At 66.9% G+C, this 19,157-nt stretch carries 18 protein-coding genes and 1 pseudogene; 9 read left to right on the top strand and 10 right to left on the bottom strand.

Annotated features, from left to right (window positions below):
* Window positions 1–18 precede the first annotated feature (18 nt).
* On the top strand, window positions 19–567 hold the full coding sequence (locus UC35_RS22900) for a GtrA family protein (RefSeq protein WP_158513855.1): 549 nt from the start codon (window positions 19–21) through the stop codon (window positions 565–567).
* Here UC35_RS22900 and UC35_RS03810 read toward each other — a convergent pair.
* The 3 genes from UC35_RS03810 to UC35_RS03800 all read right to left on the bottom strand — a co-directional run bounded on the left by UC35_RS03810 (window position 560) and on the right by UC35_RS03800 (window position 4,138).
* Complete coding sequence (locus UC35_RS03810; protein WP_061496345.1) at window positions 560–2,209, bottom strand: SulP family inorganic anion transporter; 1,650 nt, start codon at window positions 2,207–2,209, stop codon at window positions 560–562. The two genes, UC35_RS22900 and UC35_RS03810, sit on opposite strands and share 8 nt — an antisense overlap.
* 35 nt (window positions 2,210–2,244) lie before the next feature.
* Window positions 2,245–3,561, bottom strand: a complete 1,317-nt coding sequence (locus UC35_RS03805; RefSeq protein WP_061496343.1) for a sulfatase — start codon at window positions 3,559–3,561, stop codon at window positions 2,245–2,247.
* Window positions 3,562–3,745: 184 nt separating this feature from the next.
* On the bottom strand, window positions 3,746–4,138 hold the full coding sequence (locus UC35_RS03800) for a hypothetical protein (protein WP_061496340.1): 393 nt from the start codon (window positions 4,136–4,138) through the stop codon (window positions 3,746–3,748).
* A 78-nt stretch (window positions 4,139–4,216) separates the two neighbouring features.
* On the opposite strand from UC35_RS03800, the gene nudB reads away from it, so the two are divergent.
* The 3 genes from nudB to clsB are packed head-to-tail and all read left to right on the top strand — an operon-like array spanning window position 4,217 to window position 6,619.
* Window positions 4,217–4,678 carry a dihydroneopterin triphosphate diphosphatase gene (gene nudB, locus UC35_RS03795; protein WP_061496338.1) on the top strand — a complete coding sequence of 154 codons (462 nt, stop codon included), beginning with the start codon at window positions 4,217–4,219 and terminating at the stop codon, window positions 4,676–4,678.
* A complete protein-coding gene (locus UC35_RS03790; RefSeq protein WP_061496336.1) occupies window positions 4,662–5,393 on the top strand; it encodes an endonuclease/exonuclease/phosphatase family protein in 732 nt (243 codons plus the stop codon). Before nudB ends, UC35_RS03790 begins: the two co-directional genes overlap by 17 nt.
* Window positions 5,394–5,395: 2 nt before the next feature.
* On the top strand, window positions 5,396–6,619 hold the full coding sequence (clsB, locus tag UC35_RS03785; protein WP_061496333.1) for a cardiolipin synthase ClsB: 1,224 nt from the start codon (window positions 5,396–5,398) through the stop codon (window positions 6,617–6,619).
* A gap of 35 nt (window positions 6,620–6,654) precedes the next feature.
* Here the strand turns inward: clsB and UC35_RS03780 are convergent, their stop codons facing one another.
* From UC35_RS03780 to UC35_RS03760, 5 genes are all read right to left on the bottom strand, one after another.
* Window positions 6,655–7,065, bottom strand: coding sequence for an acyl-CoA thioesterase (locus UC35_RS03780; RefSeq protein WP_061496331.1), 411 nt, complete (start codon window positions 7,063–7,065; stop codon window positions 6,655–6,657).
* Between the two features lie 12 nt (window positions 7,066–7,077).
* Window positions 7,078–10,371: a fused isobutyryl-CoA mutase/GTPase IcmF gene (icmF, locus tag UC35_RS03775; RefSeq protein WP_061496329.1), complete on the bottom strand. Its 3,294-nt coding sequence runs from the start codon at window positions 10,369–10,371 to the stop codon at window positions 7,078–7,080.
* Window positions 10,372–10,466: 95 nt separating this feature from the next.
* Window positions 10,467–12,422 (bottom strand): TRAP transporter large permease subunit, encoded by a 1,956-nt coding sequence (locus tag UC35_RS03770; RefSeq protein ID WP_061503663.1) that lies wholly within the window; start codon window positions 12,420–12,422, stop codon window positions 10,467–10,469.
* Between the two features lie 2 nt (window positions 12,423–12,424).
* Window positions 12,425–13,084 carry a TRAP transporter small permease subunit gene (locus tag UC35_RS03765; protein ID WP_061496326.1) on the bottom strand — a complete coding sequence of 220 codons (660 nt, stop codon included), beginning with the start codon at window positions 13,082–13,084 and terminating at the stop codon, window positions 12,425–12,427.
* Between the two features lie 79 nt (window positions 13,085–13,163).
* Window positions 13,164–14,285 carry a TRAP transporter substrate-binding protein gene (locus tag UC35_RS03760; protein ID WP_061496325.1) on the bottom strand — a complete coding sequence of 374 codons (1,122 nt, stop codon included), beginning with the start codon at window positions 14,283–14,285 and terminating at the stop codon, window positions 13,164–13,166.
* Window positions 14,286–14,469: 184 nt separating this feature from the next.
* Between UC35_RS03760 and UC35_RS24160 the strand changes: the two are divergent.
* The 5 genes and pseudogenes from UC35_RS24160 to UC35_RS03740 all read left to right on the top strand — a co-directional run.
* Window positions 14,470–14,973: pseudogene (locus UC35_RS24160) on the top strand (MBL fold metallo-hydrolase); the annotation flags it as partial.
* A gap of 174 nt (window positions 14,974–15,147) precedes the next feature.
* Window positions 15,148–15,582, top strand: a complete 435-nt coding sequence (locus UC35_RS24155) for a rhodanese-like domain-containing protein (RefSeq protein ID WP_227820542.1) — start codon at window positions 15,148–15,150, stop codon at window positions 15,580–15,582.
* 46 nt (window positions 15,583–15,628) lie between these two features.
* Entirely contained in the window at window positions 15,629–16,855 is a 1,227-nt protein-coding gene (gene argJ, locus UC35_RS03750) for a bifunctional glutamate N-acetyltransferase/amino-acid acetyltransferase ArgJ (RefSeq protein WP_061496320.1), read from the top strand.
* Window positions 16,852–17,718: an ATP-binding protein gene (locus UC35_RS03745; RefSeq protein ID WP_061496319.1), complete on the top strand. Its 867-nt coding sequence runs from the start codon at window positions 16,852–16,854 to the stop codon at window positions 17,716–17,718. Before argJ ends, UC35_RS03745 begins: the two co-directional genes overlap by 4 nt.
* Window positions 17,715–18,182, top strand: coding sequence for an NUDIX domain-containing protein (locus tag UC35_RS03740; protein WP_061496316.1), 468 nt, complete (start codon window positions 17,715–17,717; stop codon window positions 18,180–18,182). Before UC35_RS03745 ends, UC35_RS03740 begins: the two co-directional genes overlap by 4 nt.
* Here the strand turns inward: UC35_RS03740 and UC35_RS03735 are convergent, their stop codons facing one another.
* Both UC35_RS03735 and zapD read right to left on the bottom strand, forming a co-directional pair.
* Window positions 18,183–18,395, bottom strand: a complete 213-nt coding sequence (locus UC35_RS03735; RefSeq protein WP_061496314.1) for a DNA gyrase inhibitor YacG — start codon at window positions 18,393–18,395, stop codon at window positions 18,183–18,185.
* A complete protein-coding gene (gene zapD, locus UC35_RS03730) occupies window positions 18,395–19,150 on the bottom strand; it encodes a cell division protein ZapD (protein WP_061496312.1) in 756 nt (251 codons plus the stop codon). The genes UC35_RS03735 and zapD overlap by 1 nt, the downstream gene beginning before the upstream one ends.
* Window positions 19,151–19,157 lie beyond the last annotated feature (7 nt).

The following is a 19,157-nucleotide window of genomic DNA, read 5'->3' as shown; positions in this document are numbered from 1 at the left end:
CGTAACGGAAGAGCGCGCATGGCTGATGAATTTTCATCCCACGAAGCACATGACGTACCGCCTCGTGCATTCCAGTTCGGGGCCGCCGTTCCCGTGCATGCCGCTGTGCCTGTCTGGGCGCGTCTCGGCGTGGCGGGCCATGCGGTTCGCGTCGCCTGGGCCGGACTCGACTTTGAAGCCGCAGAAAGCGATGCCGTCCTCGAGCCAGCCGCCGTGCTGCGCTTCGGCATCCTGGGCACCCTGAGCTTTCTTGTCGATGCCGGCGTGCTGATGGTCTCACTGGACCTGGGTGCCGTGGCCGCCCGCGGCATCGCGCTGCCCGCCGCCACCATGACGACCTGGTTGGTCAACCGCGGTCTCAGCTTGCCGCCGCACCCGCCGGCCGCGCCCAACCTGCTGCGCTACGTTGGCGCGAGCGGGCCGGGGGCTGCCCTGAACTTCATCGTGTATGCAGCCCTGGTGGCGCTCCCGTTCAATGGGATGGACGTGCACCCGCTTGCGGCATTGGCGGTGAGTTCCCTCGCCGCATTGAAGCTCAGTTACCTGGGGAGCCGGCGCTTCAGGTAGTTGATTCCAGCGCATGCAGCGCGTCCGCGTCGGTGCGATACATGTGCAGCAAGGGCCCGGGTTCCAGCGCGCCGGCGCGTTCCAGTACCTGTTCCACCGGCAGCTTGATGCCGCTGATATGCAGCGCGATGCCGCGCGCGGCCAGCATGGCGCGCAGTTGCATGAACACCTCGACCCCGGTGGCATCGACCCGGTTGATGGGTTGCGCGAACAGCACCACGTCGCGCGTGTCGGGATGCGCCGCGAGGTGTTCGACCAAAGCGCGCTCGAACGCGCTGGCGGAGGCGAAATCGAGCGCGCCGTCCATGCGCAGCGCATAGACCTGCTGGCTCAGGGGCGGCAGTTTCCACAGGTGCCGGTCGCGCATGCTGCCGTCGGGATGCACTCCCACTTCGATGATGCGGGGGTGCAGCCGCAGGTACAGGAAATGCGCCAGCCCCATGAGCACGCCGGCCAGCACCCCCCAGTAGATTCGGGGCGAAAAGTACAGGGTGAGGGCGAAGGTCACCAGTCCCGTGAGGGCTTCGACCCGGTCGATGCGCCACAGGCGCGGCAGGGTGTCCGGGCGGATCAGGCCCGACACCGCGGCCACCACCACCGCGGCCAGCACCGCCCGCGGCACGTGCTGCAGCGCCGGCGTGAAGAAAAGCAGCACCACCAGCATGAAAACCGTCACGGCGACAGTGGCCCAGCCGGTCTTGGCGCCCGAGTACAGGGTGATCGCCGAGCGCGAGAAGGAGGTCGACGTCGGGAAGCTGGCGCAGAAGGCGGAGACGATCTTGCCCATGCCTTGACCCACCAGGTCCTGGCTGGCGTTCCAGCGCTTGCCCTCATGCTGGCTCTCGATCTTGGCGCTGGAAGCCATCTCCAGCGAACTCACCAGCGCGATCACCAGGGCCGGCACCATCAGTTTCTGGAAGCTGTCCCACGACAGCAGGCCGGGAACGTAGAACGAAGGCAGGCCGGCGGGCAGGGCGCCGATGACCGCGCCGTAGCCGGAGTAGCCCGTCCAGCTGGCCAGCGCCGCGCTGGCCGCGAGCACCAGCAGCACCATCGGCATGCGGGGCGCGAAACGCTTGCCCAGCACGAACAGCAGCAGGCTCAGCACGCCGAAGGCGAGGGCCACGGTGTCGAACTCCGGTTGGCCGAGCAGGCTGGTCAGCCCGCCTTTCAGTCCCAGCAAAGCGGGAATCTGCGAAGCGATGATCAGCAGCGCCGCGGCCTGGCTGAAGCCGGCCAGCACGGGCGAACTCACCAGGTTGAGTACCCAGGCCGCGCCGCCCGCCCCCAGCGCGAGTTGCAGGCCGCCCGACAGCAGCGCCAGCCACACGGCCAGGGCCACCCATTCGTCGGAGCCGGGTGGCGCCATGCCCATGAGCGAAGCGCCGACCAGCACGCTGGTGAGGGCCGAAGGACCCACCGACAAACGGGTGGACGCGGAGAACATCACCGCCGCCAGGGCCGGAAGAAAGCTCGCATACAGGCCCGCGACCAGCGGCATGCCGGCCAGGCTGGCGTAGGCCACCGACTGCGGAATCATGACCAGCACGATGGTCAGCGCCGCGATGGCTTCGCCGCGCAGCAGCGGCAGGCCGGGACGTGGCCAGGCCAGAAAGGGCAGCCATTGCGAAATTCGGGTCATCGGCCAAGTATGCCGTGCGGCCGGCCGATCGCTCATCACCTCTGCGGCATGTCCTTCGCACCGTAGCCCAGGCTGATGGTCGCATCGCCGGGAACGGGAGGCATCGTCGCGTTCCAAGCCTCCCAGGCTTCGCGCATGTCGGCCAGACGTGCGCTCTGGCGCGCGGCCAGGTTGGCGCGTTCGCGCTCGTCGGCCGCCAGGTCGAACAGGTAGTCGTGCCCGTCCACCCGCAGGTATTTCCAGTCGCCGTCGCGCAGCGCGCGCTGCCCCCGGTGGTTCATGCGCCAGTGCAGCACCCGCCGGAAGCTGCGTGCCGGCTCGCGCAGCACGGGAAGCAGCGACACGCCGTCGAGCGGCCAGGCCGGATGCGGGGTCACGCCCGCGGCGTCGAGCATGGTGGCGGACCAGTCCATGGTCATGCATTGCTGGCCGGTCACGCAGCCGGGCGCGATCACCTCCGGCCAGTGCGCGATCCAGGGCACGCGGATGCCGCCTTCGGTCAGGTCCATCTTGCCGCCCACCAGCGGCCAGTTGTCCGAAAAGCGCTCGCCGCCGTTGTCGCTGGTGAACACCACCAGGGTCCGGCGGTCGATGCCGTGGCGCCGCAGCGCGTCCATCACCCAGCCGATGCCTTCGTCCATGTGATGGATCATCCGGCGGTAGGTCTCGATGTTGCCGCCGTGCAGGTGGAACAGGTTGTCCTTCACCTCGCCGGCAACTGAGCGGTCCGTTCGCGCTTCCCAGGGCCAGTGCGGCGCCGTGTAGTGCAGGCTCAGGAAGAAGGGGTCGGGGCAGGCCGCGACACGGTCGATGTAGTCGACGGCGCGGCGCGAGATCAGGTCCGTCAGGTAGCCTTCTTCGCGGTGCTCCCCATCGCCGCACCAGAGGTCATGCGACCCGGTCCAGTCGCAATGGGTGAAGTAGTCGACGCCGCCCGACATGGGGCCGAAGAATTCCTCGTAGCCCGAGCGCAGCGGACCGAAGTGCGGCGGCCATCCGAGGTGCCACTTGCCGATCAGCGCCGTGCGCCAGCCGCTTTCCTTCAGCAGCGAGGGCAGCGTCGGATGCTGCGGCGGCAGGCCAAGCGTCGCGCTGCCGCGGCTCTTGCTGTTGATCGGCTCCTCGGCGGCGCCGCGCAGGCGGTACTGGTAGCGGCCGGTCATCAGCGCGAAGCGCGTGGGCGAACACACCGGCGAATTGGCGTAGCCCTGGAGGAACTTCAGGCCGTTCGCCGCCAGGGCGTCGAGCACCGGCGAGACCGGGCCGAACTGCGCGGGCCGTCCGCCATAGCACCCGAGGTCGGCGAAGCCGAGGTCGTCGGCAACGATGAAGATGATGTTGGGCCGGTTCATTCTTTTGCTTGTCGTTCAGCGCGCGGATGCGAAACGGGCGAGGCGTGAAAAGTTTGCGAGGCCGCGGCGCGCCTTCCGCAGCGGCTGGTGCTGCCGTAGTTGGTTGTGGGGAGTGAGAAGCTCGCCCTCGCCCTTAGGCAGTGCTGTGTCCATCGCGCCCGAGGGTGCACCTCATTGGTGCTAGCTAGCGGCTTTCCGCCGACTTCAGCAGCACGCGCGCAGCTTCGAGTGAAGCCTGGGCCAGGTCCGGGTCACTCTCCATCTGCTGCTGAACATGATCGACCATCACAGCAAACGACGGGTCGTTGACGATCTCCGGGCCGAGTTCTGACAGGAGCACCGTTTCGAGGAAGAGCCTAAACGCCTTCCGTTCGCGCTGTGGGTCGTCTTCGGAAATCGCCTTGATGCGCTGTGCGACGATGGAAGCGAGGTCCGCGCCCTGACCCGCGCCATCCACCGGTAGGCTTGTGGGCTGGCGCCCGCCTGCGGTCGTTCTGCTGGCCTGGCGCTGACGCAGCGAGGCGACTTGCACCCGGATGAGCGCGGCGAGCTGGTTCGCGGGATCGACGGAGGTCACTTGGAATCCTTCGCGCCGATTCTCGCACGGGGCCTGCTGGCAGAATGAAAGGCACCCTCGAGGTGCCCTTACCCCTTCATGGACAGGCCTTTCAAGATCCCCCAATCCGTCTTGGTCGTGATCCACACGCCCGCGTTGGATGTGCTGCTCATCAACCGGGCGGACGCGCACAACTACTGGCAGTCGGTGACCGGCGCCAAGGACCATGAAGGCGAGTCGTTCGAGCAGACTGCCGTGCGCGAGGTGTTCGAAGAGACCGGCATCGCCTGCGCGACCGGCCGGCTCACCGACTGGGGCCTGGAGAACGTCTACGACATCTATCCGCGCTGGCTGCATCGCTACGCGCCGGGCATCACGCGCAACACTGAACATGTGTTCGGCCTGTGCGTGCCGCCGGACTGCCCCGTCACGCTGAACCCGCGCGAGCACACCCACTACCGGTGGCTGCCCTGGCGCGAGGCGGCCGATGCCTGCTTCTCGCCCTCGAACGCGGAGGCGATTCTGTTGCTGCCACAATTTGCCGATGGCTGCCCCCTTTAGAGTCGCCACCTACAACATCCACAAGGGTGTGCAGGGTGTCGGGCCGGCTCGGCGGCTCGAGATTCACAACATCGGCCACGCGGTGGAGCAGCTCGACGCCGACATCGTGTGTCTGCAGGAGGTGCGCAAGCTGCACCGGCGCGAAGAGCAGTACTTCACGCGCTGGCCCGAGCTGCCCCAGCACGAGTTCCTGGCGCCGCAGGGGTACGAGGCGGTCTACCAGACCAATGCCTACACGCGGCACGGCGAGCACGGCAACGCCTTGCTCTCGCGCTGGCCGGTGGTCTCGCTTGCGCACGAGGACATCTCCGACCATCGCTTCGAGCAACGCGGTCTGCTGCACGTGAAGCTGCAGGCGCACCGTCGGCTCCTGCACGTGATCGTGGTGCACCTCGGGCTCATCGCCGGCAGCCGGCTGCGCCAGGTCGACCAGCTCGCCCGCTACATCGCCAGCGAGGTGCCCCGCCGCGAGCCCGTGGTGGTGGCGGGTGATTTCAACGACTGGGGCGGCAAGCTGCGGCCCAGGATGAACGCCGCCGGGCTGCGCGACCACGTGGCCGACCGGCTGTGGACTTATCCCTCGCGCCTGCCGCTCACCCAGCTCGACTACGTCTATGCGCGCGGGCTCAAGCCCGTGAGCGTGTCGATCCCGCGCGGGCGCATCTGGTGGCGCATGTCCGACCACCTGCCCTTGCTGGCGGAGTTCACCTTGTAGCCATGCCGCTGCCGCTGCCGCCACTGCGATCCGGACACTCCCTGCGGCTGCTGCAAGGCGCCGCGGAGCTGTTCCCGACCCTGGTGGCTGCGATCGACGCGGCGCGGGTCGAGGTGCGGCTGGAGACCTACATCTTCGATTTCCAGGGCCAGAGCGCGGACGTGGCGCAGGCGCTGGAGCGGGCGGCGCGGCGCGGCGTCAACGTCCGCGTCGTGGTCGACGGCTTCGGCTCGCTGCCGCTGCCGCGCTCATGGGCCGAGCGCTTCGTGGAGGCCGGGGTCGACTGGCGCGTCTACGAGCCGCTGGGACGGCTCGGCCTGCTGTGGCGGGGCAGCTGGCGCCGGCTGCATCGCAAGCTGTGCCTGGTCGACGGGCAGACCGCGTTTTGCGGCGGCATCAACGTGCTCGACGACCTGCACGACCAGGAGGGCCCGACACAGCTGGCGCCGCGCTTTGATTTTTCGGTGCAGGTGTCCGGGCCGCTGGTGTCCCAGATCGAGGCGACCATGAGCCAGCTCTGGCTGCGGCTGCAGGCGATGCGCGACATCCGCGGGGCGCACCTGGCCGGCGCGCTGCATACCTTGCGTGAGTCTACTGGGCACACCACGGCACCGCGAGTGGACACGCTGCCCGCGCCCAACGGCCGGGGCTCGCGCGCCGCGCTGGTGCTGCGCGACAACCTGCGCAACCGTGGCCGCATCGAACGTGCCTACCGCCGTGCGATCGGCCGCGCGCGCGAAGAGGTGATCATCGCCAACGCCTACTTCGTGCCCGGTCGCAAGATGCGCGACGCGCTCATCGCCGCCGCCCAGCGGGGCGTGAGGGTGGTGCTGCTGCTGCAGGGCCGCTACGAGTCTTTCATGCAGTACTACGCGGCGCGGCCGGTGTACGGCGTGCTGCTGCGCGCCGGCGTCGAGATCCACGAGTATTCGCCGAGCTTCCTGCACGCCAAGGTGGCGGTGATCGACGGGCTTTGGGCCACCGTGGGCTCATCCAACCTCGATCCGTTGAGCCTGCTGCTGGCGCGCGAAGCCAATGTCGTGGTCGGCGACGAAGAGTTCGCCGAGCAGCTGCGCCAGCGGCTGCTGCGGGCCATCGCCGAAGAGGGGCGCCAGATGAGCCCAGAGGAATACCTGAGCCGGCCCCTGCGCGAGCGCATCCTGGAGCGGGTGGCCCTGGGCGTCATGCGCCTTGCGCTGATGGTGCAGGGGAAAAGGTATCTATAAGCCCCGGGGCCGGGCGCCCGTCCTCCTGCCTTCGCTCAGTTCTTCTGCTGCGCGCGTTCGACCATCTCCACAGGAAACGGACACGACTTCCGCGCCGCCGTATCCATGTGCACCCCCAACAGCGTGGTTACTGCCGCCAGTTCCCCCGTTGCCTCATTCGTCATCTCATGGCGAAAGCGGACCTTCTTGCCCGCGAACTCGATCAAGTGGGAGCGGATGGTGACCACATCCCCTGCCTTGAGTTCGCGCTTGTACTCGATGTGCTGGTCCACGGCCGCCATGCCGCGGCCGTTCTCACGGAAGTAGGCAGGCGTCAGGCCGAGCTGGTTGAAGAAGTTCCAGGTGGCCTCGTCGAACTTGCCCACGTACCACATCACGTTCATGTGGCCGACGTGGTCGCAGTGCCAGGGATAGACCGTACCCCGGTAGGTGATGTCGTCCATCATCCCCGAGGCCCGTCACATGTTCCGCCGGTACTGGCCGCCGACCTCGAACAGCGCGTTCGTGATCTGGCCGAGCGAGCAGACGCGCACCGCGTCCATCAGTACCTCGAACACATTGCGGTTCTCGATCACGGCCTGTTGCAGCCGCTGCAGCATGGCGGGCGCTTGCTTGGCGTTGCGCTTGTGGAAGTCCTGCAGGCGCTTGAGCTGGCTTTGCTTTTCTTCCTCGGTCGAGCGGGCCAGTTCGAGCTTGTCGTGCACCGCGTCGCCATGCGGGTTGCGGAAGGTGTTGACGCCGATGATCGGCAGCTCGCCGGTGTGCTTGAGCATCTCGTAGTGCATGCTCTCGTCCTGGATGCGGCCGCGCTGGTAGCCGGTCTCCATGGCGCCCAGCACGCCGCCGCGCTCGGCGATGCGCTCGAACTCGGCAAGCACCGCCTCTTCGACCAGCTCGGTGAGCTCCTCGATGATGAACGAGCCCTGGTTCGGGTTCTCGTTCTTGGCCAGGCCCCACTCGCGGTTGATGATCAGCTGGATCGCCATCGCCCGGCGCACGCTGTCTTCGGTGGGCGTTGTGATCGCCTCGTCGAAGGCGTTGGTGTGCAGCGAGTTGCAGTTGTCGTAGATCGCGATCAGCGCCTGCAACGTGGTGCGGATGTCGTTGAACTGGATCTCCTGCGCATGCAGGCTGCGGCCCGAGGTCTGGATGTGGTACTTGAGCTTCTGGCTGCGCTCGTTGGCGCCGTAGCGCTCCTTCATCGCCACCGCCCAGATGCGCCGCGCCACCCGGCCCATCACCGTGTATTCCGGGTCCATGCCGTTGGAGAAGAAGAACGACAGGTTGGGCGCGAAGTCGTCGATGTGCATGCCGCGCGCCAGGTAGGCCTCGACGAAGGTGAAGCCATTCGAGAGGGTGAACGCGAGCTGGCTGATCGGGTTGGCCCCGGCCTCGGCGATGTGGTAGCCCGAGATCGACACCGAATAGAAGTTGCGCACGTCGTGGTGCACGAAGTACTCGGCGATGTCGCCCATGACCTTGAGCGAGAACTCGGTCGAGAAGATGCAGGTGTTCTGGCCCTGGTCTTCCTTCAGGATATCGGCCTGCACCGTGCCGCGCACGTTGGCCAGCACCCATTCGCGGATCTTGGCGGCTTCGGTGTCGGTCGGCTCGCGGCCGTTGTCGGCCGTGAACCTGGCGATGTTCTGGTCGATGGCGGTGTTCATGAACATCGCCAGGATGGTGGGCGCCGGGCCGTTGATCGTCATCGACACCGAGGTGGCCGGGTTGCACAGGTCGAAGCCCGAGTACAGCACCTCCATATCGTCCAGCGTGGCGATCGACACGCCGGAGTTGCCTACCTTGCCGTAGATGTCCGGGCGCAGGTCCGGGTCGTTGCCGTATAGGGTGACCGAATCGAAGGCGGTCGACAGGCGCTTGGCCGGCATGCCTTCGGACAGCAGTTTGAAGCGGCGGTTGGTGCGGAAGGCGTCGCCTTCGCCCGCGAACATGCGGGTGGGGTCCTCGTTCTCGCGCTTGAAGGCGAAGGTGCCAGCGGTGTAGGGGTAGCTGCCCGGCACGTTGTCCAGCATCAGCCACTTGAGGATTTCGCCGTGGTCCTCGTATTGCGGCAGCGCCACCTTACGGATCGTGGTGCCCGAGAGCGACTTGGTGGTGAGCGCGGTGCGGATCTCCTTGTCGCGGATCTTCACGACGTACTCGTCGCCCCCGTAGGCCTTCTGCATGTCCGGCCACTGCTTGAGCAGTTGCAGGGCGTCGCGGTCCATGCGCGACAGGCGATGGCCGGCGAGGTCGAGCGCCGCTTCCGAGGCAGGTGCGCGATCGGGTTTGTCGACCTTCAGCATGCGCGCGGCTTCCCGCAGCTGCTGGATCTCGCGGGCCAGCCGGGCCTGTTCGCGGGCGCGCTTCTTGTAGCCGCGCACGGTGTCGGAAATGTCGGCCAGGTAGCGCACCCGCGCGGCCGGCACCACGGGGGTCTGGTTGGTGCTGTGGCGCCCGGAGACCGCCGGCAGGCGGCCTTCCTTGAGCTTGAGCCCGACCTCGGTCAGCCGCGGCTTCAGCGCCTGGTACAGGGCGGTGACGCCGTCGTCGTTGAAGCGGGCCGCCATGGTGCCGAACACCGGCATCTGGTCGGGACTCTTGCCGAAGGCTTCCTTGTTGCGCTGCACCTGCTTGGAGACGTCGCGCAGCGCATCGGCGGCACCCTTGCGGTCGAACTTGTTGATCGCCACGAACTCGGCGAAATCCAGCATGTCGATCTTCTCGAGCTGGCTGGCGGCGCCGAACTCCGGCGTCATCACGTACATGGGCACATCCACCAGCGGCACGATCGCCGCGTCGCCCTGGCCGATGCCGGAGGTCTCGACCACCACCAGGTCGAAGCCCGCGGCCTTGCAGGCGGCGATGACGTCGGGCAGGGCGGCGGAGATCTCGCTGCCGAAGTCCCGCGTGGCCAGGGACCGCATGTAGATGCGCGGGCCGTTCTGCCAGGGCCCGATCGCGTTCATGCGGATGCGGTCGCCCAGCAGCGCTCCGCCGCTCTTGCGGCGGGAGGGGTCGATGGAGACGACCGCCACGCGCAGCTGGTCGTCCTGGTCCAGGCGCAGGCGTCGGATCAGTTCGTCGGTCAGCGAGGACTTGCCCGCACCGCCGGTGCCGGTGATGCCCAGCACGGGAATGCGGCGCTCGCCGGCGGCGGCCTTGACTGCTTCCATGAGCTTGGCGTCGGCCGAGCCGTTCTCGATGGCGGTGATGAGCTGGGCCAGCGCGCGCCAGGCCATCTCGCCGTGGCCCTGGATCGCCTTCAGGTCGCGCGGCGCGAACTCGCTCAGGTCCTTGTCGCTGCGCGCCACCATCTCGCCGATCATTCCCGCCAGCCCCATGCGCTGGCCGTCCTCGGGGCTGTAGATGCGCGCGACGCCGTAGGCGTGCAGTTCGCGGATCTCGGGCGGCACGATCACGCCGCCGCCGCCGCCGAACACCTGGATGTGGGCGCCGCCGCGTTGCTTGAGCAGGTCCACCATGTACTTGAAGTACTCGACGTGGCCGCCCTGGTAGGAGCTGACCGCGATGCCCTGCACGTCTTCCTGCAGCGCGGCGGTGACGATGTCATCGACGCTACGGTTGTGGCCCAGGTGGATCACTTCGGCGCCCATGCCTTGCAGGATGCGGCGCATGATGTTGATGGCGGCGTCGTGCCCGTCGAAGAGGCTGGCCGCCGTGACGAAGCGAACCTTTTGGGTAGGGCGATAGCTGGCGAGCGCCTTGAATTCGGCGGACAGGTCGGTCATGGGTACTCCAGGGCAACCCGTACCTTAATTGACGTTTACGTAAACGTCAATTGGGCGTCCGAAAACACCCCAAAAGATGGGGCACGGGCGCCCGCTCAGCCATACAGGTACTTCGGCAGCCACAGCGTCATTCCGGGCCACAGGTACATGAACACCATGCAGACGATCACGATGAACATGTAGGGCATCATTCCCGAGAAGATCTGGTTGATCGTCACATGTGGTGGCGACACGCCCTTGAGGTAGAAGGCCGACATCGCAACCGGCGGCGACAGGAAAGCCGCCTGGAGGTTGACGAACACCAGCACGCCCCACAGGATCGGGTCGATCTGGAAATGCTGCAGCAGCGGCAGGAAGATGGGCACGAAGATCACGATGATTTCGGTCCACTCCAGCGGCCAGCCCAGCAGGAAGATGATCGCCTGCGAAATCAGCAGGAACTGCAGCGGCGACAGGTTCATGCCCAGCACCCATTGCTCCACCACGTGCTGGCCGCCCAAGATCGCGAACACCGCCGAGAACAGGGCCGAGCCGACGAACAGCCAGCACACCATCGCCGTCGTCTTGGCTGTAAGGAACACAGCTTCCTTGATACGCTGGAAGTTCAGCGTTTTCGCCTGCCATGCCATGAGAAAGGCGCCGGCGGCGCCGACGGCGGCAGATTCGGTGGCGGTGGTGAGGCCAAACAGGATCACCGCCAGCACGACAAACGTGAGGATGCCCAACGGCATCACCGAGGAGACCAGCATGCCCAGGATTTCGAACTGCTCCGCGTCGAAGCGCGCGTAGTACCAGGCGAGCGCGGCGAGCGTGATCAGGCAGGCGATGCCGAAGCCCCAGTAGAAGGTTTTCGGCACCGGCTCAGTCATGCGAGACTGGTAGTCGTCCGGGTCGCCCATCTGCTTGAGCGGCTCGTCGGTGCCAGGCGGCGCGGCCACGCGGCCGGCATCGCGCGCTGCGCCGGGTGGCTCCTGCACCCCGCCGGCCCCGGGGGGCTCCTGGACGCCGCCCGAAGACGGCGGCTCCTGCACGCCGCCGCTGTCGGACGGTGGTTCCTGGACGCCACCCGCATCGCTGCTCGATGCCGCCGGCTGCGCGCCAGCCGCTTCTTGCTTCTGGACCTGCGCGGTGGCAGCCTGCACCGGGGCATCCCCCTGCTGTGAGTGAATCACCACATACCACCAGACCAGGCCTAGCGTCACCGCGGCGAGCGCCAGCGGCACGAGGGCCCTGCCCAGGCTGGCCAGCAGCAGGCCGCGCGTGATCGGGCGATTCCCCTGGTATGCCAGCGCACGCGATGGCGACGCGACGGCCGTCAGCAGAGCCGGCAGCATGCGGCGCGAATAGTTTGTCGACAGGTGCACGAGCCAGGCCGGCAGGTTCACCTTCATCTGGTCGGGCGGCAGTTTCGGCGCGATCTTGGGGTTGATCATCACCCAACCGACGACGTACACCAGGTACAGCAGTGCGAGGAAGAAGCCAGGGAACATCGCCGCCGCATACAGCTTGACCACCGACTGGCCGGCGACGGCGGCATAGACGATGATCATTACGGATGGCGGGATCAGGATGCCCAGCGTGCCGCCGGCCGTGATCACGCCCGAGGCCAGCCGAACGTCATAGCCGGCGTTGAGCATGGGCCGCATCGCGATGACGCCCATCAGCACCACCACGGCGCCGACGAGGCCGCTAGCGATGCCCCAGAACGTGCAGATGATCAGCGTGGTGACCGCGAGCGAGCCGGGCACGCTGCGGAAGGCCAGCTGCACGCTGTGGAACATCTTGTCGACGAGAGCCCCGCGTTCCATCACGTACCCCATCAGCACGAACAGCGGGATGGAAATCAGCGTGTCGTTGGTCATCGCGCCGAAGGCGCGCTGCACCATGAGATCGAAGACGCGGTTGTCCCAGAACGGCAACGCCGGGTCGTAAAAGGCGATGTAGCCGAACATCATGCCCAGCCCCATCAGCGTGAAGGCCGTGGGGAACCCCAGCATGATCACGACCACGATCAGGGCCAGCATGGTCATGCCCAAGGCAGCGTTGCTGATGATCATGTCTTGTCCCCCAGGCCGCGGGTGCGCGCTGCCTCGTCGATGTCCTTCGCGCGGGCGATCGCCGCTTTGCGGGCCTCGTCATCGACCAGCGTGCTGGCGGCCAGCTGCTGTTCGACCACGTCGATCTCTTCGGCGTCTTTCAGGCGCGCAGGCCACGCACCCGTACGAAGGCAGACGACGCAGCGGACCATCTCCGCGATACCCTGCATCAGCACGATGGCGCCTGCGACCGGGATCACGAACTTGAACGGGTACAGCGGCAGCGGAACCGCGTTGAAGGTTTGCTCGTGCATGCGCCACGAGTCGTTGAAGTAGGTCCAGCCGGCCCAGGTGAGCGCCACGATGCCGGGCAGAAAGAACAGCACGTACAAGATCAGGTCGAGCGAAGCCTGGCGGCGCGGCGGCATGCTGCCATACAGGAAGTCACCGCGCACATGTGCGTCCTGGGCGAGGGCGTACGCACCCGCCAGCATGAACAGCGTGCCGTACATCATGTTGCTGGCGTCGAAGATCCAGGCCGTGGGCGCGTTGAGGATGTAGCGCTTGAAGACTTCCGTGCAGATCACGAGCATGAGAACCACGATCAGCCAGGCCGCGGCTTTGCCCACCCAGGTGCTGATGCTGTCGGCCGTGTGCAGCAGTCGTTGCGTGTTCATTCTTGTGTTTGTAGCGACTTTGCAAAAAAAAGCCAGCAGTCCGGGCTACGAACTGCTGGCCGCCGGTGGGGATCGCGGGTCAGACCTTCTTCGGGGTGTTGGCTCCGCCAAAGTACCGGTTCCAGGCCGTCTTGAAGTCAACCATGTAGTCCGACTGCCAACGGCCCGCGCGCTCGGCGAACGAACGCTGGGAATCGAGCACCTTCTTGAAGAAGGGGTTGTCCTTCTGCTTGTCGACCATGATCTTGTCCCAGGCATCGAGCTGGTTGCGCAAGATGGCGTCGGGCGTCTTGTAGAACTTCACGCCCATTTTCTTGAGTTCGGTGTAGTCCTGGCTGTTGCGGTGCGCGGCCTTCCAGCTCATGTCCGCGCTGGCGGCCTCCGCGGCAACCTCGATGATCTTCTTGAGCTCCGGCGCAAGCGCGTTGTACTTGGTCCTGTTGAACAGGATCTCGAATTGCTCGCCGCTCTGGTGGTAGCTCTGCAGCATGCAGACCTTGGACACATCCTGGAAGCCCAGCGCCTTGTCCGACGAGGAGTTGTTGAATTCGGCGCCGTCGATCAGGCCGCGGTCCAGCGCCGCCACGATTTCGCCGCCGGGCAGGGGGTTCACCGCCGCGCCCTGGGCCGTGTACATGTCGACCGCCAGCCCCACGGTGCGGAACTTCATGCCCTTCATGTCCTCGACCTTGGTGATCGGCTTCTTGAACCAGCCGTAGGGCTGCGTCGGCATGGGGCCGGACATCCATGAGATGACGTCCATGTTGAGCGACTTGTAGATCTCTTCCAGCAGTTCCTTGCCGCCACCGTAGTAGTGCCAGGCCAGCACCAGGTTCGGCTCCATGCCGAAGGCCGGGCCCGAACCCCACAGGGCCAGCGCCGTGTTCTTGCCGTAGTGATAGGCCACGACGCCGTGCCCGGCATCGAGCGTCCCCTTGCTCACGGCTTCGAGCAGTTGAAAGGCAGGCACCACCGCACCAGAGGGCAGCACTTCAATCTTGAGCCGCGCGCCGGCCATTTCGTTCACGCGTTTCGCGTAGTCGTTGGCGTACTCGTGGAAGATGTCCTTCGCAGGCCAGGTGCTTTGCAGGCGCAAGGTCGTGGTCTGCGCGATGGCGACCATCGGGGCCGACATCGCGCCAGCGGCGACTGCCGCGCCCTTGAGCAGACTACGGCGGCGGGGGAGCTTTGGTGCTGTCATGTTTGTCTCCAGGGTTCAACGGGAATGAGAAAAACTATCTTTGGCGCTGCCCCTTAAGCCTTCAAAGAGGGTTTGTACCGAGCACGTACCATTTCCCAAAGCCGTAAGCCGTCCAGCATGAGTGCTAAGTCCTACAAGACGCTCGGGCGGGGGTCCTACACTTCACGGATCCGAGGAACTCGCCATGCCGTCCCCGATCCAGCTTTTCGACCCGGCGTCCAGCACGTATACCTATGTAGTCTTCGACGAGTCCACATCGGAGGCTGTGATCATCGACCCTGTGGATGAGCAGCTCGACCGTGACTTGAGCGTGCTCAAGGAGCTTGGGCTCAAACTGGCGTGGACCGTGGAAACGCATGCTCATGCCGACCACATCACCAGCGCCGGCCTGCTGGCCGAGCATGCCGGTGCACGCACCGCGGCGCCCGAGGGCTGCAACATCGGCACGGCGTCCGTGCAGTTGAAGCATGGCGACACGCTTCGCTTCGGCAGTGAGGAACTGCTTGCCCTGCACACCCCCGGCCACACGGCGGGCAGCATGTCCTATGTCTGGCGCGGCAACGTCTTCACCGGCGACGCCCTGCTCATTGGGGGTTGCGGCCGCACCGACTTCCAGTCGGGAAGCTCCGCCGCGCTGTACCGCAGCATCACCGAGGTCCTGTTCGCCCTGCCGGACGAAACCATCGTCTGGCCCGCGCACGACTACCAGGGCCGGACGCACTCGAGCATTGGCCAGGAGAAGCGCACCAATCCCCGGATCGCCGGGAAGACGCTGGCAGAATTCACGGCGATCATGGAAGACCTGCATTTGCCCAAGCCCAGGCGGATCGACGAGGCCGTCCCGGCCAACCTGACATCCGGCCTGCGGCACGACGCCGGGGGCGGCGCGCTCTCGGTGCGGGTGGCACCCGGCTATGCCGGCGATGTGTCGCCCGAGCTGGCCTGCCAATGGTGGCGCCGGGGCGACGCCGTGCTGGTCGACATCCGCTGCGATGCCGAGCGGGAGTGGGTGGGCTACATCCCCGGCGCGGCGACGGTCTGCTGGAAGCAGTGGCCCGGCATGAAACTGAATCCGGTCTTCGACGAGTCGCTCAAGGCGGCGGTGCCGCCGGGCAAGAAGGCGCTGCTGCTGTGCCGCAGCGGGGTGCGTTCGATCGCCGCGGCCAAGCGCGCCACCGAGCTGGGCATCGAGGCGTACAACGTGCTCGAGGGCTTCGAAGGCGACCCCGACGAGCACGGGCAGCGCGGGCACCGCGGCGGCTGGCGCATGCGCGGCCTGCCCTGGCGCCAGGGCTGATCTCCCCAGAATCCTTTCGACGATTTCCAACGAGGCAAGCAATAGCATGGCTGTCAATCTGTCCGCTCCCCGGGCCGAGGACCTGCGTCCGGTCGCGGGGCTGCGCATCGGCGTCGCGGAAGCCGCGATCCGTAAAGTGAACCGAAAAGACCTCACCGTGGTCCTGATCGATGCGGGCGCCTCGGTGGCCGGCGTGTTCACCCAGAACCGCTTCTGCGCCGCGCCCGTCCAGGTGTGCCGCGAGCACCTCGCGGCCGGCGACATCCGCGCCATGGTGATCAACACCGGCAACGCCAACGCCGGCACCGGTGAAGACGGCCTGGCCCGCGCGCGGGCGACCTGCGCCGCGCTGGCGCGCCAGTTGAACATCGCGCCGCAGCAGGTGCTGCCCTTTTCCACTGGCGTGATCATGGAGCCGCTGCCCCTGGACCGCATCGAGGCCGGCCTGCCGGCGGCGGTCGCCGACGCGGCGCCGGGGCACTGGCTGCGCGCCGCCGAAGGCATCATGACCACCGACACGGTGGCCAAGGCCTTCAGCCGCAGCGTCAAGATCGATGGCGCCGAGGTCAGCATCACCGGCATCAGCAAGGGCGCCGGCATGATCCGGCCCAACATGGCGACCATGCTCGGCTTCATGGCTACGGACGCGAAGGTGGCGCCGGCCCTGATGCAGCAGCTGGCGCGCGAACTGGCCGAAGGCTCGTTCAACCGGGTGACCGTGGACGGCGACACCTCGACCAACGACTCCTTCGTCGTGATCGCCACCAACAAGGCCGCGCACGCGACCATCACTTCGCTGGACAGCCCGGCGGGGCGGGCGCTGCGCGAAGCCATGCTCGAAGTCGCCCGCCAGCTGGCGCAGGCGATCGTGCGCGATGGCGAAGGCGCGACCAAATTCATCGCGGTGCGGGTCGAAGGCGGCAAGACCGGCGAGGAGTGCCGCCAGGTCGCCTATGCCATCGCGCATTCGCCGCTGGTCAAGACCGCCTTCTTCGCCAGCGATCCCAACCTCGGGCGCATCCTGGCGGCGGTCGGCTACGCCGGCATCGCCGACCTGGACCAGACGAAGATCGACCTGCACCTGGACGAGGTGCATGTGGCCGTCAAGGGCGGACGCCATCCGGCCTACCGCGAGGAGGACGGCCAGCGCGTGATGAAGAAGAGCGAGATCACGGTGCGCGTCGGCCTGGGGCGCGGCGATGCCGCCGACACGGTCTGGACCTGCGACTTCAGCCACGACTACGTGAGCATCAACGCGGATTACCGCTCATGAACGAGCAGGTCGAACAGCTGATCCGGCGCGCCAGCCAGCTGCTGGAGCGCATCGAGGCGATCCTGCCGCAGCCGCTGTCGGCGCCCGACTGGGGCGCGTCGGTCGCCTGGCGCTACCGCAAGCGCGCCTCGGGCCACGGCGTGCTGGAACCGGTGCGCCACGTGGCCACCATCCGCCTGACCGACCTGAAGGAGATCGACGGCCAGAAGGAAAAGATCCAGCGCAACACGCTGCAGTTCGTGCGCGGGCAGCCGGCCAACAACGTGCTGCTCACCGGCGCGCGCGGCACGGGCAAGTCTTCGCTGGTCAAGGCCTGCCTGAACGAATATTCGTCCGAGGGCCTGCGCCTGATCGAGATCGACAAGACCGACATGGTCGACCTGCCCGATATCGTCGAAGTGGTTGCCTCGCGGCCCGAGAAGTTCCTCGTCTTCTGCGACGACCTGAGCTTCGACGAGGGCGAGCCGGGCTACAAGGCGCTCAAGTCCATCCTCGACGGCTCGGTGGCGGCGGCCACGCCCAACGTGCTGATCTACGCGACCAGCAACCGCCGCCACCTCATGCCCGAGTACATGAAGGAGAACCTGAGTTACAAGCACACCGACGATGGCGAGGTTCACCCGGGCGAGGCGGTGGAGGAGAAGATCTCGCTGTCCGAGCGCTTCGGGCTGTGGGTCAGTTTCTATCCCTTCAGCCAGGACGAATACCTGGCCATCGTGGCGCAGTGGCTCTCGGCCTTCGGCGTGGGCGCGCCGGCGATCGAGGCGGCGCGGCCCGAGGCGCTGGTGTGGGCGCTGGAGCGCGCCTCGCGCAGCGGCCGGGTCGCCTACCAGTTCGCGCGCGACTACGCGGGCCGGCTGTGACCGTGCTGGTGGCTGACGGCGACCGCCCGCGCGAGGGCGGGCCCGACCGCAAGGAGGTCGAGGTGGCCGTCGGCGTCCTGGTCCGCGGCGACGGCGCCTTCCTCCTCACGTCGCGTCCGCCGGGGAAGGTGTATGCGGGCTACTGGGAGTTTCCCGGCGGCAAGGTGGAGCCCGGCGAGACGGTGGAACAGGCGCTGCGGCGCGAACTGATCGAAGAGATCGGCGTGGTCATCGGTGCGGTGCATCCCTGGCAGGTGACCCGGGTCGACTATCCGCACGCGTTGGTGCGCCTGAACTTCTGCAAGGTGTTCGACTGGCAGGGCGAACTGCACATGCACGAGGGCCAGAGCTTCGCCTGGCAGACGCTGCCGGTGCAGGTCAAGCCGGTGCTGCCGGGCACGGTGCCGGTGCTTGCGTGGTTTGCCACAGAGCGCGTCTTCACCGGCGCCACTCACGACAGCTGACTAGCGCTCCTTGGGGTCGCCGAAAGGCTGGTCTTCGGGCGGGGCTTGTTCCGGCACCCGGAAGCTTTCGCTGGCCCAGGCGCCCAGGTCCAGGTTCTTGCAGCGCTCGCTGCAGAACGGCCGCCAGCGGTTGGACGGCGCGTAGACGCTGTCGCCGCCGCAGGCGGGGCAGCGCACCATGCGCGGCTTCGCGGATGGGTCCTGCTCTTGCATCAGGAGCAAAGCGTGAGTTCGAACTGTGCGTCTTCGGTGCTGGGTTGCAGCTTGTCGGGGCCGTCCTGCCGCATCAGCCGCACTGAAATCATGAGGCGGTTGCCGCTGATTTCAGGCACCAGGCCGAGCTCGGGGTTCAGGCGAAGCCGCAGCAACTGGAATGTACGGCCTTGCGGTAGGTTCTGCTGCAACTGGCCATGGCTGGCGAGCATTTTCTGGGGGGTGCCCGAGTCGCGCAGGAGCTTGAGCAGCAGATGGATCGACTCGGCCAGGGGCGCCAGCGTGGACGCCCAGCGCTCGAGGTCGGCGCGTCGCGATGCCGCGTCGCGCTGCTGCCAGGCGTAGTAGGCGGGCAGGTCGAATTCGCAGGTACCGCCTGGAATCCCCACGCGGCTGCGGATGCTCATGAGCCACTCGTTTTCGGTGAGCGACTGGCCCGCCTTGCCCGGCAGCTTGTTCAGGGTGTCGAAGCAGCGATCGAGCTTGCCGATGATGCCCTCGAGGGCCGCCTCGGAGATGGCCGGGTTGCCGCGATAGCCATTGAGGGCGCCGCGCTGCCGGTCGAGGTCCTTCATGACGTCGGCCTTGAGGTCGGCTCGCGCCGCCACGTCCATCACTTCGAAGATGGTGGCCAGCGCATAGTGGTGATCAATCGGGTGCGGGCGCGGCACCAGCTCGCCGAGGCGGCGGAACAGGTGCTCCAGACGCAAATAGGTGCGAATGCGCTCGTTGAATGGGTATTCGTAGAGGATCACGCGCGCA

This window comes from Ramlibacter tataouinensis (assembly GCF_001580455.1).
In the GTDB taxonomy this organism is placed as follows: domain Bacteria; phylum Pseudomonadota; class Gammaproteobacteria; order Burkholderiales; family Burkholderiaceae_C; genus Ramlibacter; species Ramlibacter tataouinensis_B.
This window is presented reverse-complemented; position numbering and strand designations above follow the sequence as displayed.